The organism is Bacteroides faecis MAJ27 (assembly GCF_900106755.1).
In the GTDB taxonomy this organism is placed as follows: Bacteria; Bacteroidota; Bacteroidia; order Bacteroidales; family Bacteroidaceae; genus Bacteroides; species Bacteroides faecis.
Map to the genome: position 1 here is coordinate 1 of NZ_FNNN01000046.1, position 16,695 is coordinate 16,695.

The window sequence follows — 16,695 nt, forward strand, 5'->3', positions numbered from 1 at the left end:
TGCCACACAAATGGAAGGAAAACAGAAGTAGAATCTGAAAAGAAAAGGATTATCTGATTTTTTGAAGAAAAACACGGCATCGCCGAGACGCTTACCAATTTCATGGAGAAAATAATGAGAGATGCTGGTGTGAAAAGTATCTCTCATTATTTATATGGCTTATAGTCTGTTAGTTATGTTATAATTGATGAGACCGTGAGACTAAAATATCTTTTTCTATTTTTTTTAGGAGCTGAGAAATAAAGGATAAGCAGATAAATGGAAGAAAGAGTCTGTTCTGAATACTGAAACAGGAATAGCTCATTGGAATTGTTAGAAAAGAAGATAAACTAAAGCTTTTAGTTTACTTTAACTATGAAAATTAGTTTATGAACTAAAACTTCTCGTTATTTGCAACAAACAATGTTGTACATATGAAAGGATTGACAGTAAAAGAAGAGGAACTGATGGGGTATTTCTGGGAGAAAGGCCCTTTGTTTGTGAAAGAAATGTTGGCTTTCTATGAGGAACCGAAGCCTCATTTCAATACGTTATCTACAATTGTTCGCGGGCTTGAAGATAAGGGATTTCTAGCTCATCATACTTTTGGGAATACTTATCAGTACTATCCCGTTGTCAGCGAAGAAGATTTCCGTAAAGGAACACTGCGGAATGTAATCAGCAAGTATTTCAATAATTCATATTTGAGTGCTGTTTCGTCTTTGGTCAAAGAGGAAGACATTTCTTTGGATGAGCTGAAACAACTGATTCAGGAAGTGGAACAGGCACATCGGAAGTAAACGAGACTATTATGGTACTATGAATAAACACAATTTACTTAAAAACAAATAAACATGATGTCAAAAGAAAAATCTAATTCCATGAAACAGTTGAAGTATTCGATTGCTCTGCCGTTGGCTACTGTGACAATGTTTCTTTTTACTTGCAGTGCATGGGCCGATAATCATAAGGAGACGAGCAATGTTGCAGCGAATGATACGCTGCCTGCCTGTCAGACTGATTCTTTGCATCCTGTGTTGCACTTCGAGAAGATACCCGTGAAGGAAAGTTATACCGAATCGGATACAGTGCAGATACTAAGATTGGATTCGGAAAAGTTACGGTTGCCTGAAGGATTTGGCTGGTCTAGCGCACAATCTTATCAGAACGGGGATGGCTTGGTAAGCACTAAAGCAATATATAAGAAAGAAAACGGGGAATTGCTGCGCCTTTCTTCTTCTGTTCCATGGACTGCGGAACGTTTGGCAGAATTCGTGGAGGACGTGAAAAAAGGTATGTTGAAGTCATTGAATGAGAATTATGGCGAGAAACGAAGTAATGTCAGCAAGGCTGCTTCCAATGCTGCTGACTCTTTTGTAACTTCCTCGACTACAACCACTTCACGGACGATTATAGAGACGAATGATGTAGATGCCTTTTTTGATATGTATGCTAAGAAAGAAGGCGGAATAGGGTATAGTGGTCAACTGATTTTGTTGGATGGAAAGGAAATCACCTATCAGCAACTCATGCAACTGGCAAAAGACGATATCATAGAAACGCATGCTATTTTGCCTGAAAGTACGGGGCTGGAGAAGAAATTCGGCCAGAAAGCCAAGAATGGAATTTGGGTACTTGTTTCTAAAAAGAATCCGAACTATTGGGATGAATTTAAGAAACAACTGACACAGAAGTAAGAACCGGCGAAACCGGAAATATTCATAGCATAAACTTTGTATCATGGGAGCTTTCTTCATTTATATATTAAAATCAGCCGTTTGCCTCGTTCTCTTTTATCTGTTTTTCAAGTTATTGTTGAGCAGGGAGACATTTCATCGCTTCAATCGTGTTGCTTTGCTGGGAGTATTGCTTCTTTCATTACTCATTCCTTGTATCGAAGTGACTACACGGCATCAGGTTGAAGTGCAACAGGCTGTTCTTTCCATCGAGCAATTACTGATGATGGCAGAGATGGAGAATGCTGTTCCTGCCGAAGTCGAAACAGGAGAATGGCAACAGGCACCCGATTCGGTTTCTCTTTCTTGGATACAAATAGTTTTATTGGTCTATCTGACCGGAATTGTCGTTCTCGTCTGTCGTAATGTCTATTCTTTGTTGTGTCTGATCAGACTAATCTGTTCCGGCAGGCGGGAGAAACAGGAAAGAGGCATTACGCTGGTAGTACACGACCGGGCTGTTGCTCCGTTTAGTTGGATGAAATACATCGTCATTAGCCGGAAGGATTTGGAAGAGAATGGACGGGAAATTCTGATTCATGAGACAGCGCATATTCGTAACCGCCATTCTATAGACTTGTTGATTGCCGATGTTTGTATCTTCTTTCAGTGGTTCAACCCCGGAGCATGGCTGCTCAAGCAGGAATTGCAGAATATTCATGAATACGAAGCTGATGAAACCGTTATCAATGAAGGGGTGAATGCAAAAGAATATCAGTTATTATTAATAAAAAAAGCTGTTGGCACAAGGCTCTACTCTATGGCCAACAGCTTTAATCACAGTAAACTTAAAAAATAAAGCATAAAACATTTGTGATTAAATTTTTGTCTATATATATTTGTAAATAATAAAACAATTATATATGAGAGAAGCTGCTTTACTGCTTAGATGCAGTACTAATTTACAGGATTATAATAGACAAAAAAATGATTTGTTAGCATTAGCTGATAAATTGGGATTTAGTGTACGTGACGAGTATATTTTTGGTGAATATGTAACAGGTAAAGATGATATAAGAAAGGGAAATCGTCAATCTGTACAATCTTTGATAGATGCTTGTTTAGAGAGAATGGTTGATGCTGTATTGATATGGGAAGTTTCACGATTATCGAGAAATTTTATCTACGGTGTTACTACGATTGACAAGTTTAATCGTGATTATAAAATTCCTATCTATTTTAGGGATAAAAGGAGATGGACTATAGATATAGAAACGGGTAAAATAGATATAGATTTTGAGAAGGATTTAAGAAAATACTTTGAACAAGCTGAAGCCGAACTTATTACATTAAGGAGTCGATTGGCTTCGGGTAAAAGGGATGCTGCTGGGTTAAATCAAGTGATTGGTAGTGTGGCTCCATTTGGATATGACAGAATCAACAAACATAATGTTATAAATCCTGTAACATCGTTAGTTGTAAAGGAAATGTATGAAAAGTATTTAGAGGAAGGAGCTACGTTATTATCTGTTTCTTCTTATTTATCAGCAAAATATCCCCAGTATATTATAAAATTAAGGTCTGCGGGAAGCATTAGAAATATTTTAGTGAATAAGGCTAATACAGGAATTTTAGTATATACTATTTATGACGAAATTGATGATATAGGTTATAGATATGAGGTAATGCAGCCAAGTATAATCAGCGTTGAGGTTTATAATGCTGTTTTGGCTAAACTTAAAAAGAACAGGACTATTACAGCATATCCTCATTCTAAAAAGCATTTATTACAAAAAATGCTTTTCTGTTATGAATGTGGTACTTGTTATACTCCTTCTGAATCGCTAAAGAGAGGTACTTGTTATTATAGATGTGGACAAAAGACAGCACATATAAAACCTTGTAATAATAGTATGTCTTTAAATGAAAGTATAATTGATTCTGTAATTTGGAAGTTTTTAAAGGAACAATTATTTTCTGAATCAGAACTAAATAAAGAACAGAGAGAAATTGCCATAGAGAAAGAAGAAGAAAATAGAAAAAATATTGTTACGGATATTGAGATTGTGGAAGGGGCTATTGCCAATACTTATAAAGATTTAGATAGTTTGGAAGATATGCTCATTACAAGACGAATAACGAGTGAAAGATTTGATAATAAAAAAGCTAAAATAGATACTAAATTAGGAGAGCTAAAGCACCAAAGAGATAAACTGAATGAGAGAATTAATGCTATTGATTTTAATATAAAAAGGCTCAATAACCTTGATTATACGAAAAGTTTCTTTGATGAGGTCGAAAATGATTTGGAAAAGAAAATTGCTCTGTTAAAGGAATATGTACAATTTATATATCCATATATGATAGGAAAAAATATTGTGTTATTGAAAACGCATACAATAGACGGCATATATTATATTTTCTATCGGATATATAAGGGGAATTTTTCAAAGGATAAAATACAAAGAACAGCTTATTATATACATGAAGCATTAGCTGAATTTAAGCCAAATGAAAACAATAATTTTTATGCTCCTAATCCTAGTATTTTGGGGATTGATAATGAGTATTTGTATTACTTTGTTGACGAAATGAAAGAAGTATGCGAGAATAACGGATTCGAGTTTGAATATTAAGTGAATAGCTTTGGGAATCATAGAATAATTTTCTTTATAATGCTGTTCTCATTGCGTCGCCATATTATTCTTACTTAACGAATACTTCTAGTCGATTTTTTCAGTTTGTGGTACAGGTATTAGGTCACTCTTCAAAAACTTAGTACCTTTGTATCAATATATTACAAATAGTATATTAAGATAACACAGATACAAAAGATACACTATTTTATCATCATTTTTTATTTTAGATTTTTATCGGTTTGACTTAACCGATTGAAGAATAAACTTTTAGCGAATTATTTGAAAAATAGAGGTAACGATTTAGCAACTATACAAATTTCAGCGTTTTGCGTTGCTTCGCTGTCAAATAACTCTTTCATTTGCAAATATAATATCTTTTTTCCGAAAACACGAACTGTCAGCGGCTATTTTACAAAGACACTTGCGAAAAAAGAAAATTATTCGTTCCTTTCACGGGTTGAAATATTAGTGGTATGTTCACGTTATCATTTTGTTACTAGGATTTGTCCGCATTATGGAAGAACCATACCAATCAACCAGACACACGATATTATTTTGTAATAATTGGCAGCTTGTTTTTGTGGTGTAATACTCCGATATAGTTTTATATGTGCAAAGGTTAGGAAGCCCCCAGCGAGCTACCGCCAGAGGCTTGTTGTTAGAAATACACGTTTAGCATAAGATATACATATGCTGTTTTATCTTTTCCGTTTAAATGTTGTAATTCAAACTGGATTTTGTCTTCACGTGCCAACCATCCGATTGCACTGGCTAATTCCTTATCGTCCAATCCAGTACCTTCTTTAACTTCTGTCAGTAACCACTTTTTGTGTGCGTCCGTGCTCAGGAAACGCCATAAAATCCCGGCGTTTTCACCGATAATGTGTTTATCCATACTTGTTGTTTATTAATTGATAAAATAGCTTCAAAATGGATAATGAGAAGCGCTTTTATATTAATAATGGTATGCACTGTAAATATCCCAGCGTTTGTCTTTTATCCTTTTGAGAGGTTATGTTTTTTATAAAACGTCCCAAATTTATAAATATATCTTGTATTTAAGAATAGAATAAAATACTAAATAAAATTTATCCTCCCCATTATTAGTAAAAATTAATAGTTTACATAATCTACATATCAATCTCTTTTCATTCGCCAAATGGGATGACTATCTTAGAGGATATAATTTAGTAATATACAGTTGAAGTACTCCAAGTTCATTTCTTTATTCATAGCTACAAATCTGTATTTGCTTTTGGGTATAAGTCGTAAAGTCCTTTTTCATCTTTTTTTAATTCAAAATTCCCAGATTTTAATTGTTCATTCCATAAATTGAACGTTTCGGAAATGAACTTGTATAAATCTTCTGATATATATATCGCTTCCGTTTTTTATGAGGAAAACCAATTGACCGTTTTGGAATGACAGATGTTTTCTAGCTCTCTCAAGTGCTTTCAAATAGGCTACTTGATTAAAGGCGTATTGCTCATTAAAACCCTCTCCTGTCAACATATCTATAGCAGAATATGACATTTCTCCTTTTGTTTTTAGAAAGGTTGTGTCTGTTATAGAAGCCTTATATTTGTTTGCATCTTCCCACGTTACAAAATTAGTTATTAGTGAGTTACCGACAGCTATGCAAATCGACGCAAAACGCAGAAACAGAACTGTTTAGCAAGAAATCTGCACCCGTTACGGGAGTAATGAGGTGGTAACTGAACTCTTGCGCAGTTTGGCTTTATATTGGCTTTCTGTTGGCTCTGCCCCATAGAAAAACAAAGCGTAACGAACGCTGTATCAGCTAATTCGCTACGCTTTGCCCAAATTTACTTTTTCGCTATGTGTTTATTTTAAATAGTACTATGCAAACGTTCACCTATGAAGAAATCAGAGAAAAAGCACTAAAACAAGGAATTACAGATAATAAGCTAAGGGTTGGCTTATGGGCTAGCTCAAATGGCTATATTAAAAGCAAAAGGAAGATACAAGGAAAAGTATATACGATTTATTTTGCACCACAACATTAATTAGATTCAGATACATCATTTATAAAATAAACCTATGACCTATGATTATCCATATTCCTACAGGACAGCGATTTAATAATCGAAAAGAAGCAAAGATTTACTTTGGTAGTGCTTATTACTACAAGATAGAAAAAGAGAAGAAAGATTTACTATTTATAAACAATATTCAATCCGCTACTAATGAATATTCTACCCAAATTCTGCAAAAGCAGTGCAACCGTCAACTATTCCATTCTAAATAGATTCAAACCTGCATATATTTATAGATTTTTCTGCTTGTCTCTTTCAAGGGATGATTGGTATAATGTGAGGATTACTTTAGATGAATTAAAAAGAACAAGTGGAGATAAATCACTCAGCAGTTTTAATAAGAAATTTAAAGAGTATTTGGACATCAAGCCTTATTTTGTGGACAATGGTTTTTATTATCCAACTAGACGCAATATTTATCATATTCCTGCAATGGAAGAACAATGTATCACTATCTCCAATAAGTTTGCATTAATCAAACTGGATGCAGCAACGAAAGGTTTCTTTATCCAATTACTTCTATTATCCCAATATGGCAATATAGAGCTGATTAAGAAAAATATAATCAAAGCAATCAGAATAGATAAAAAGACTTATGAGAAGTATATTATAGGGCTTGCTGGTGCTAATCTAGTATCACTCACTACTCCCTTAACTTTACATACTGAAAATATTCTATTGGAGAATGATTTTTCCATGCAGAAAAAACTACCAATGAAGAAAGTAGATAAAATAGCAGAGATAGATGATAATGGAAATATCATAATCCCCAAGTAAGGGGAAAAAATGTTCTTTATTATATAATATATTAATGTACTACTTTTCCCCTATATATACCTGTTTTGTAGAATAGGATGCAATAAAAGTGATTTTTTCCATGTAAGGCAAAGATGAATGTTGTTGCCAGTATCACAAGTCATTTTTAGCTTTACATAGGTAAGGTGGTGGGGAAAAAGTGTCTAGTAATAATTATATAATATACCACACATTTTCCCCTATTACTAAAGAAATAGAACTTTATATGCATATAAAACTAATATTTTAGGGTGGCAGATTAGCTATCCTAGTTTTTAAAGATTAAAAGTTATATATATTATTTTCTAAATTGGAGAGTATAGCATGGGAAATGTCTCCTATAAGACAAAATAAGACCGATATGGGAAGCATAATAAGTAAAGTGTATTACTAGCCAACTGAATACAAAAATAGCCGCAAGCGACTGTACGCCTAAAAACAGTCAAATGCGGCTTTTTTTGTGGAACCTCTAAATTCATGTCTAATACAAGGAATATAGCAGTTCGCAATTTTAAAAATGGGAGTTAATTTTCCCAATGGAAGTGTGGGAAAATGCAAATATAGCCTGTTTGATTTATCCAAAATTCAAGGAGTAGAATACTTGGCAAACAGACTGTTCTTGATTTTTAAGAATACCCAAAGTTACTCATTATAAATGAAGTAAAAAAATAAACAATTCTCTGTTTCTGATATTGCTACTTAACATATCTTTATATGGCAGCATAATACCCTGCTTTCTATTATGGTACATAGTAATACATGGGCACGCAATATAGTATAGGTGCTTTATATATAATACCCCTACCCATTAAAAACATGAGCTTAAATATATATCAGCTTATTTCTCCTATGATTTACTGAATTGAAAGTTACATGAGCACGTGAACAGTACCCTCTAACACCCCCTTAGGGTAGTTGGAAGAAAAGTGAAATATCTATTCTCCACATAATCAATTTATAAATCATTTAAAATCTTATTCGTTATGAGAAATCTACAAATTATTGGCAATGTGCCACAGGTAAGAAAAGAAAGTAACTTTGGTTTGTATGCAGAAGAAGCAACAGTTATCGAAGAACAGCCAAAAGTAAAGAAAGAGAATCCTCATTTCTTGGAAGCCAATACATTAGAGGTAACAATGCAACATTTGAAAGAAGATTGTATTACACCTGTATTCGCCAAAGACAATGAGCTTACAATTCCTCACCCTGCATTTATTGATACTGTTTATGACGCTGCAAATACGTTTTTCAGTGGTGAAAGTATTGATAAGCCCGATATTCGTGTAAGTCACATTATTAAAGGGAGAATACCAGAGGCAATACATAAACCTGCAAATCAACTTCTTGAAAGTGATAAGACTATCTACTACGAAAGATGTGCTTTTATTATTCAGATTCCTACGATTTACGAAACGGTGAACGGGAATAAGCTAACTCTTACTATTGGTGGTGTTCGTGCTTATAATCACACTAATCTTTATTCAAAGAAAGGAGCAGAGCGATTTAAAGTATTTATAGGCTTCATTTGTAAGGTTTGCACAAACTTGTGTGTGTCAACAGACGGTTTTCTTAGTTGTTTAGAGGTCACTAATACAAGGGATTTATATCAAGCCGTATTAGAGATGTTCAACAAATACGACACAGCCAAACACATACACTTAATGCAAACACTTGGTAACTCATATCTCACAGAACATCAATTTTGCCAATTACTTGGAAGAATGAGACTTTATCAATCATTACCACAAGGTTATCAAAAAGATATTCCTAAAATGCTTGTCACTGATTCGCAAATAAATGCAGTTGCAAAAGCATATATCAATGATGAAAATTTTGGGAGCTTGGGGAATGATATAAGTATATGGAAATTGTATAATTTATTGACAGGAGCAAATAAGAGCAGTTATATAGATAGCTTTTTGGATAGAGCGGTAAATGCTACTGAAATAGCAACAGGAATAAATGCCGCTTTGCATGGAGACACTAAATATAAGTGGTTTATTGATTGATTAAACAGGGGGAATATTCAGTAATGGGTATTCTCCTATTTTATTAACTACGTAAAATAAAGAATCATGTTTTATTATAAGATACTCGTTTGGCTCTTTTGGGTGGTATTGTCTTTTATAACAGGTTGTGTTCCGTTAATCCTACTTATTCTTTTAGTTGGTTTATGGGATGTTGAGGAAGCGAATAAACGTCACTAACTACTTGTGTGTTCAAAACTGGAATGTGTTCAAATAAATCTGCAAAGGTGGTTTGAACACATTCTTTCATGTTATCAATCTAATCAAAGAATAAAATGAAAACAGCCGTAATATACGCTCGTGTTTCGTCAAGTAATGACAGACAGGACACAAGCAGACAAATAGAGGATTTAAAGAAATATGCTATCTCACAGGATATAGAAATTGTGAATATATTCCAAGAGCATATTTCAGGTGCAAAGAAAATAGAAGAAAGACATATTTTAGGGAAATGTCTGGAATACTGTAAACGTGAATCTGTGAATATCCTACTTTTATCTGAATTGTCAAGATTGGGAAGAAGTACATTACAGGTTCTTCGCTCTTTGGATATATTGCATGAATCGAAAGTATCGGTTTACATACAGAACTTGGGCTTATATACTTTGCAACCAAATGGGGAAGTTAATCCAATAGCTTCTATCATGGTGACAGTACTTGCAGAAATGGCAAATATCGAAAGAAGCAATATCCAATATCGTTTGAATAGTGGTAGAGCGAATTATATTGCTAAAGGTGGTAAACTTGGCAGAAAGACAGGTTCAACCAAAACGGATGATAAGAAGAAAGAGGAATATAAAGAAGTCATTGCTTTACTAAAGAAAGGCTATTCAATCAGAAATATAGCTAAGCTACAAAGTATTGGTATTTCCACCGTTCAACGGATAAAAAATCAGTTTATAAAGCCATAAGCATAAAATATCGGTGGGGTGGAAAATTTCAGAAATCTAGTTTTTATATGGGCAGTCTTGAATTTTTCCACTACCATAGATTTACAAAGCAGAGATTGCTCTCAACTTTTAATAAACAATAGTTCTTGCTATTACAAACGCTTTTCGTAACTTTGTGGCAATTTCAGATGCCTAATGTGTTAGGGCTGAAAGGACATATTAGTTAACGAAGAGCGTTTAAGATATTATCCTATCATGAAATCTGGACAATTTCACTTGCACGGGATAGTAGGCAAGAACGCTCACGTCAATGTTATATACCTATCTTATATTGGATAGTCTATATATCGTTTGGCGTGGGCTATTGTTTATTATTGTGCAAGGGCAGTCCAGAGCCTCATGATGATAATATTCGATAGTTCCCACGCTTTTTTCATTGTGTAATATATCCAAAGGGAACAGGATACATAAAACGATATAGGACTACGAATCAGACATTAAGAAACAACTTTTGCTACTATCTTTTAAGTAGCCAACTCATTTTTTGAGCAGCTTATACTACAAATTAAATTATTAACGAAAAGATTATTTACAGAATATGAAAATTTGCCTATTAATTATATTTGTTCTTTTAACTTCGTGTAATCAAAAAACACAAAATTCTTCCTCTACAACAGTTGAAGATAAAAAAGAAATGTATCGAAATGATATAGCTAGTTACGTAATATTTGAAAAAGAGATGAATCCTTCTAATGGTCATTTGATATTTGAAGGCAAGGCGTATTACATTAAAAATACAACAGAATATACTATTGATGTTGTTGAAATACAATTGCATTTAAATAAATATATTAACAATGGATGGGTTAAGGAAACAAAAGATATAACAGAAAGGTATATCAAAAGTGGCGAAAGGAGGGAAATTCTATTTATTTCAAAGGATGAACATATTGATTTAATGGACTACTCTTTTATAAACATTAAAAGTAAAGCTCTGGATTTATAATAGAAAAGATTATGGTAAAAAATATATTTTATTTATTGATTTGTATTTTATCATTTACAAATGGTGAAATTATGGCACAATCTTCACAAAAGAAAACTGTTTTAGATTTTACTCCTAAAGTGCCACAGCAAGTTATTAACCTTGCATTAGAAAGAGTTAAACAGAAAGAAGTTGCTTGCTATGTCAATGGAACGATTCAGAAAAAGAAGTATAAAATTGTAAATTATACAACTTCGGTTTCCGTTGATGTGAAGTATAATGTTTGGTTTGAAGTTGTAGACCCTTGTAGTGACATTGTTAAGAAACTTTGGATTCAATATAAAGAAACTAAAGATAGACAGTATGTTTGCACAAAAGACACTTTCTATACTAGTAAATACTAATTAAATCTTATGGGAGTAGTAATAGGAATAATCTTTTATGCAATAATAGCATATATAACTTGTCCACGTAAAGAAAATGGGAGTTTTGAAGGAGGAGCAATAGCATTGTATATTATCGTTCCTGTTGTGGTTTTGGCGATTTATCTTATATGCAATAATTAGTTTTACCTAATAAATCCCAATAAACTTATGAGGAAAATTTTGTATTGTATATTGCTTATGTTCTTATGCTCTATTCTATCATGTGAGAGGAAAAGACAATCAAGTGAACAGGACATGAAAGATTCGTTAGCAGCAGCTAACTTTATAAAATGTGCAAAGTCCCTATATAGTATTTTCTTGTCCCACTCTAATTTAGGAGAACAGGAAGAATATGTAACATTCCCTGTTTTTAAGAAGCTATATCCATTAGAGAATGATTTAGTTGATACGGTTTGTGCTGTTTGGTTAGATTATACGATTGAGGATTCTTGTACACAACAGTCTGTTATTAATAAAGATTCTCATGATATTGCAGTTACTGCATTACTTCAAGCTTATATTGAAGCGAAACAAATTCAACTACCTCAAAATCCCGTGGATAGGTATAAGTGCATAGATAGTATCATTACTAATAATCTTATTCCAAATGCAGAACTAGAAAAGGACTGTGGTAATCAAATGCAAATAAATGCAAGTTTCAATATTGGTGAAATTTGGACAGAATATTTACGTTATCATTATGAGAAACTGTTAGAAGAACTGTTGAAGAAAAAGAGTATTTCATTACCATTGCAAACAGAACAAGAAGCATTTGATAAACTGTTGGAAGCCCAAATCAATTATTTTGACTCTATTGGATATGGTGGTGGTTCAGCTTCTTCTATGGCATATAGCCAATTGTGTGATGAAATGTATGCTATACATCTTAAAGGAACTTTGGATTTATACTTCGCATTACAAGCAGAAAATTATAAACCTGATAAAGTTTATAAGCCAATCTCAAATAGTATAATCATACAGGAATATAATACAATATTGCATGCCATAGATAACAAAAATTACTATGATTATTTGGATATAGGTTCAAGAGAAAAAGTTAAAGCATGTCTTTCAAATGAACAGAAAGCATGGAATAGCCTTATGAAAGTAAGAAAAAGCACTTCGAGAAGATTACAAGGTAGAATAAAGTCTGTGTATGATAATGCAACTTATCGTTTACAACGCTACCATTTGATTCAGCTAAAAAATGCTTTTAAAGGATATGGGGCAATGTCTAATGATGTTTATTCTTGTTTGTTATCTGATACTTGCAGTTATGAAGAATTATTGCACGCTCCTAATTTTACTGTAAAATGGGATTCTAAAAGTATGAAAGAATAATATGCTGTTTACTATGAACACAGATTTAATCTATGTATTATTAATACTGTTTCTATCTTGTACTAGTAGATTGATTCAGAAGTAGAACAAGGTAGTATTATTGAAAAGAAAGATATCACAGACCATAGTTATACTATTGAAGGCAATACTAAGGGTGGTAGATGTTTTTACAGTAAAGCTACTTGTAAAAAGGCTTACAAACGTGAAGTTATTATAACGGTGAAGTTAGGATACAAAAAAACAAGGGAGAAAGAAGCTAAAGAAATAATAAAGAGGTATCTTCAATGATTAATAGTATAAGATGTAACAGCATTTGAAGAAATTCATTTGCTGTTTTTTTATCCTTAATCTTGTTATATTGTAAATAATATGTATTTTTGCACTCCGAAATATGCGCTCTTTGAAATGCTTAACTTTAAAAACAAAGGTCACTAGCAGCAACGCTTTATTGTGTCAAAAGCACTTTAAATGTTATCCATTGGGGTAACTCGTGACCTGCAACCTTTTTAAGACAGAGACACAACGTCTATTTTTTATTAAATAAAATTCTTATATGATTATATCTAAATTAAAAGATATTAAAAATGAGGGTGTTAACGTTTGTTTCATTCAAGGAAACAGACAAGTGTCTAATAAAAATGTAAAGTCTAAGACTACATCCATTAAAGAATATGGTATACTTGTACCATTGATGTATGTTAAAGGCACAAAAGCTGTTGAAGACGGTTGCTCATTAATGACAAGTAAAGGGGATGCTATTCCTAGTGAAGAAGCTGACAAATATATTGTTATTGTTGACGGGCAACATAGATATACAGCAGCAATAGAGAATGGTGTTTCTGATGAAGAAATATATCTTTTTGAAAGCTATGCTAAAGCTTCAACAAAAGAGTTGTTAGCAGAAGCAAATGTTGAAGTAGAAAGGTGGAAAGGTGAGGATTATATTGCAGGTGCTACTTTGGCTAAGCCAGAGGATGAACTTTTGCAATTTGCAAACTCCTTATCTTTAAGAGGATTTCCGATTAGTACAATTAGCCTTATTTTATGTTGGGATAAGCACAAGTTTACCTCAAAAAAATTAAGTAAGCTAATGAAAGGTGAAACTGTAAATATAGAGTATAAGCTTGAAAGAGCTAATGCTTTTTTGGATGCTATGTCTAATTTTACAGATAAATTTGTTGCTAAGAACTATGCTATTAATGTCGTTATAGACTTATCAAGTGAAATGGGTTACAAGCCTGTTTGTGAAGCATTGTCTAAAATTTCAAGAGCTACTATACAAAGAATCGAAGGGATGACTGGAGAGGAAAATGTAAAAAACTTCTTGAAGGATGCAATAAATAACGAGTTAGGTAATTAAAAGTTTAATCATTTAAAACCATAGGTTATGTAACCAAAGTTTAAAAGCGCATATTTCATAGCCGATTATCAGAAATGGTAATCGGCTTTTTTTGTGGCTATAGTAACAAGATATTATGTGAATATCTTGTATAATGTTATTTTATGGGCTTTTGAGTATATATAAATTGTATTTTGTATCAATTGTAGTTTTTTTAGGTTATATTTGTAAATATGAGAGTTTGTAAATCTTAATATTTTGGTTTATAATACTTTATTTAGTTGCAAATGTTTTAAAATAAATAAACGTATCACTATGATGTTAAAAGAAAAATCGAATCCTTGGGCGCGTTTGAAGTACTTATATGTGCTTCCGCTGGCAGCTATTGCAGTAACTGCTTTTGCCCGTCCCGAAATCTCTGAAAAGGCTGATGAGATTTCTGCGGTCAAAGTTAATGATTTGGCTGCAATTTTAGAAGCAAGAAATGAAGAAAATGTAGTGGAAGCATCTGTGGTCGATACAGCAAAGAACAAGGTTGTTGTAGTAGGCAAGGTTATGTCGAAGGATTCTGTATTTATTGTAAAGGGTGAAAAGGCTACTTCGATCAGCGTATCCGGTGCTTCTTTGTCGAATGAAAAAACTCCTTTGATTATTATTAATGGAAAAGAATCGGATCGTGCGGTGGTAGATGCTTTAGACCCTAGTCGTATTGAAAATATCTCTGTATTGAAGAATGAGAATGCCGTAAAAATATATGGGGAGAAAGCTAAAGACGGTGCTATGATCATCCAGCTTAAATCAACGGAAGTACAGATGTTTTCGAATAAAGACGCAATCGGTGCTAATGTGAAAATGAGACTGGATGCACTAAACAGTGGAGACAAGAATTGGGGAGTTAAATTTCATTCTGCTACCGGAGGGCAACCTTTGGTTTTCATAGATGGTGAAGAAGCCTTGGGAGACGATCCCTTATCCAACATTTCTCCTGATCGCATCAGGAGCCTGTCTGTCATGAAAGGTAAGCAAGCTATGGCAGTCTATGGCAATAGGGGAAAAGATGGAGTCATTCTTGTCAATTTGAAAGCAGAGCGAAAGTACCCAAACAAAGAAAACCTTCCGAATCCTACAAAAATAAATACTGAAAGTGAACTGCCCAAAAAGGAAAATACCTTTGTAATAGGTGGCCCTCATGATGCTGAATGGCATGCGGACCAAACAAAACGAATGAATGCGGCTTTGATTATCATTGATGGTAAGGAAGTGAAGTCTGATGCTATTTCTACACTTTCTCCCGAACGTATTAAAAGCTTTACTGTATTGAAAGATAAAGCAGCTATAGATGCTTATGGAGAAAAAGGGAAAAATGGCGTGGTACTTATCACTTTGCTTACGGAAGGAGAGTATGAATTTCAAAAGAATGGCTCGAAAAAGCCTTATGCCGATGCTTTGGAACTGGCAGAAAGTGTGGCAAAAGGGGTAGAGGGAGAAGTGATTTATTGCATAGATGACGATGAAATCAGGAAAACAAAATTGAAAGGAATGTCTGCCAAGGAGATAAAGGCAGTTTCCGTCGATGATTTTGGCAAGAAGAAGGTAGTCCGTCTGAAAACTGATAAATATCGTTCCGACTGGATTACCGTCACAGGAGAAGTGTACGGCGAAGATGGGAAGCCAACTGTGGCTATTGTGAATGTAAAAGGAACGGGATTCATGGAAAGAACAGATGCGAATGGTCATTTTACGATAAAAGCTCCTAAGAAAGGGGTGCTTTTGATAGGTTATAATGATAAACCGACCATTGAAGTCAAAGTGAAATCTGCACTCAAAGTTGTTTTAAAGGGCAAATGAGGGTAGGCTTTATCTAAGTAGGGGTTGAACGTTTATATATTAATATGCAAAAATGCGAATTTAAATAAGAAATAAAAGCGACATACATATTATTAACTATTTGTTAAACTTAAAATTCTATCTATTATGAAAACAAAATTTTGTAAGATTTTACTAGCTGTTTCATTTCTTTTTCTTGTGTCTGATCTTTGTATGAGTCAAAACTTAAAAGGAATCTGGAAACTTGTCCAGAGTGATGATACTTCGCAAGTGGTTAGATATAAGGTGCTGGATAAAGATGGTAATTATTTCAACGTAGATGCTTATGTCAAAAATACAGTTGACATAGATGGCCGCAATTCGGACGGTGTATTTTGTCCTTACAAAATTACTCGTTCGGGTGAGTATAGTATCATTGCCAAAGGTCTTTACTGTGAGAAACTACGAAATGAACACGGAAGATCAGCGAATGCTATTGTTCCTATATCTTATCGGATTGACGGAAAGAAGATGACGCTTCTGTTTCAGTTGGGTAATAGTGTTTATCGTGAAGTTTACCAAAAGGTGCCGGAATTGGGCAAATGAGTAAAAGGTTCAAAACTTAACTTTATAAACTGAAAGGCACTGTCCACCATTTTGTGTAAATAGAAAACTTCAGGATTCGGGTTTTATACTTGAATCCTGTTTTCAAATATAGTAATAAATTGGTTAAATA

14 protein-coding genes and 2 pseudogenes are annotated in these 16,695 nt (G+C 33.5%); 15 read left to right on the top strand and 1 reads right to left on the bottom strand.

What is annotated here, in order from left to right:
- Positions 1-413 precede the first annotated feature (413 nt).
- The 4 genes and pseudogenes from BLW31_RS22780 to BLW31_RS22795 all read left to right on the top strand — a co-directional run bounded on the left by BLW31_RS22780 (position 414) and on the right by BLW31_RS22795 (position 4,291).
- Positions 414-779 carry a BlaI/MecI/CopY family transcriptional regulator gene (locus tag BLW31_RS22780; protein WP_010536794.1) on the top strand — a complete coding sequence of 122 codons (366 nt, stop codon included), beginning with the start codon at positions 414-416 and terminating at the stop codon, positions 777-779.
- An 81-nt stretch (positions 780-860) separates the two neighbouring features.
- Positions 861-1,676: a hypothetical protein gene (locus BLW31_RS22785; protein ID WP_227034072.1), complete on the top strand. Its 816-nt coding sequence runs from the start codon at positions 861-863 to the stop codon at positions 1,674-1,676.
- Between the two features lie 43 nt (positions 1,677-1,719).
- Positions 1,720-2,511, top strand: a pseudogene (locus BLW31_RS22790) (M56 family metallopeptidase); the annotation flags it as partial.
- Positions 2,512-2,578: 67 nt separating this feature from the next.
- Complete coding sequence (locus BLW31_RS22795; RefSeq protein ID WP_010536797.1) at positions 2,579-4,291, top strand: recombinase family protein; 1,713 nt, start codon at positions 2,579-2,581, stop codon at positions 4,289-4,291.
- 661 nt (positions 4,292-4,952) lie between these two features.
- Here the strand turns inward: BLW31_RS22795 and BLW31_RS22805 are convergent.
- Positions 4,953-5,189, bottom strand: a complete 237-nt coding sequence (locus tag BLW31_RS22805; protein WP_010536798.1) for a winged helix-turn-helix domain-containing protein — start codon at positions 5,187-5,189, stop codon at positions 4,953-4,955.
- A 1,173-nt stretch (positions 5,190-6,362) separates the two neighbouring features.
- On the opposite strand from BLW31_RS22805, the gene BLW31_RS25000 reads away from it, so the two are divergent.
- From BLW31_RS25000 to BLW31_RS22860, 11 genes and pseudogenes are all read left to right on the top strand, one after another.
- A complete protein-coding gene (locus tag BLW31_RS25000; RefSeq protein WP_010536801.1) occupies positions 6,363-6,563 on the top strand; it encodes a hypothetical protein in 201 nt (66 codons plus the stop codon).
- Between the two features lie 64 nt (positions 6,564-6,627).
- Positions 6,628-7,128, top strand: coding sequence for a hypothetical protein (locus BLW31_RS22820; RefSeq protein ID WP_256207977.1), 501 nt, complete (start codon positions 6,628-6,630; stop codon positions 7,126-7,128).
- 1,001 nt (positions 7,129-8,129) lie between these two features.
- A complete protein-coding gene (locus BLW31_RS22825) occupies positions 8,130-9,155 on the top strand; it encodes a DUF3871 family protein (RefSeq protein WP_010536803.1) in 1,026 nt (341 codons plus the stop codon).
- A 293-nt stretch (positions 9,156-9,448) separates the two neighbouring features.
- Positions 9,449-10,084: a recombinase family protein gene (locus BLW31_RS22830; protein ID WP_010536804.1), complete on the top strand. Its 636-nt coding sequence runs from the start codon at positions 9,449-9,451 to the stop codon at positions 10,082-10,084.
- A 577-nt stretch (positions 10,085-10,661) separates the two neighbouring features.
- A complete protein-coding gene (locus BLW31_RS22835; protein WP_008762252.1) occupies positions 10,662-11,069 on the top strand; it encodes a hypothetical protein in 408 nt (135 codons plus the stop codon).
- A gap of 11 nt (positions 11,070-11,080) precedes the next feature.
- A complete protein-coding gene (locus BLW31_RS22840) occupies positions 11,081-11,452 on the top strand; it encodes a hypothetical protein (RefSeq protein ID WP_010536806.1) in 372 nt (123 codons plus the stop codon).
- Positions 11,453-11,461: 9 nt separating this feature from the next.
- Positions 11,462-11,614 (top strand): hypothetical protein, encoded by a 153-nt coding sequence (locus BLW31_RS24590; RefSeq protein WP_167320999.1) that lies wholly within the window; start codon positions 11,462-11,464, stop codon positions 11,612-11,614.
- A 114-nt stretch (positions 11,615-11,728) separates the two neighbouring features.
- A complete protein-coding gene (locus tag BLW31_RS22845) occupies positions 11,729-12,814 on the top strand; it encodes a hypothetical protein (RefSeq protein ID WP_010536807.1) in 1,086 nt (361 codons plus the stop codon).
- 553 nt (positions 12,815-13,367) lie between these two features.
- Positions 13,368-14,174: a ParB/Srx family N-terminal domain-containing protein gene (locus tag BLW31_RS22850; RefSeq protein ID WP_010536808.1), complete on the top strand. Its 807-nt coding sequence runs from the start codon at positions 13,368-13,370 to the stop codon at positions 14,172-14,174.
- Between the two features lie 273 nt (positions 14,175-14,447).
- Positions 14,448-16,001, top strand: a pseudogene (locus BLW31_RS25005) (M56 family metallopeptidase); the annotation flags it as partial.
- A 192-nt stretch (positions 16,002-16,193) separates the two neighbouring features.
- On the top strand, positions 16,194-16,565 hold the full coding sequence (locus tag BLW31_RS22860) for a DUF4488 domain-containing protein (RefSeq protein ID WP_229035740.1): 372 nt from the start codon (positions 16,194-16,196) through the stop codon (positions 16,563-16,565).
- The last annotated feature ends 130 nt before the right edge of the window (positions 16,566-16,695 follow it).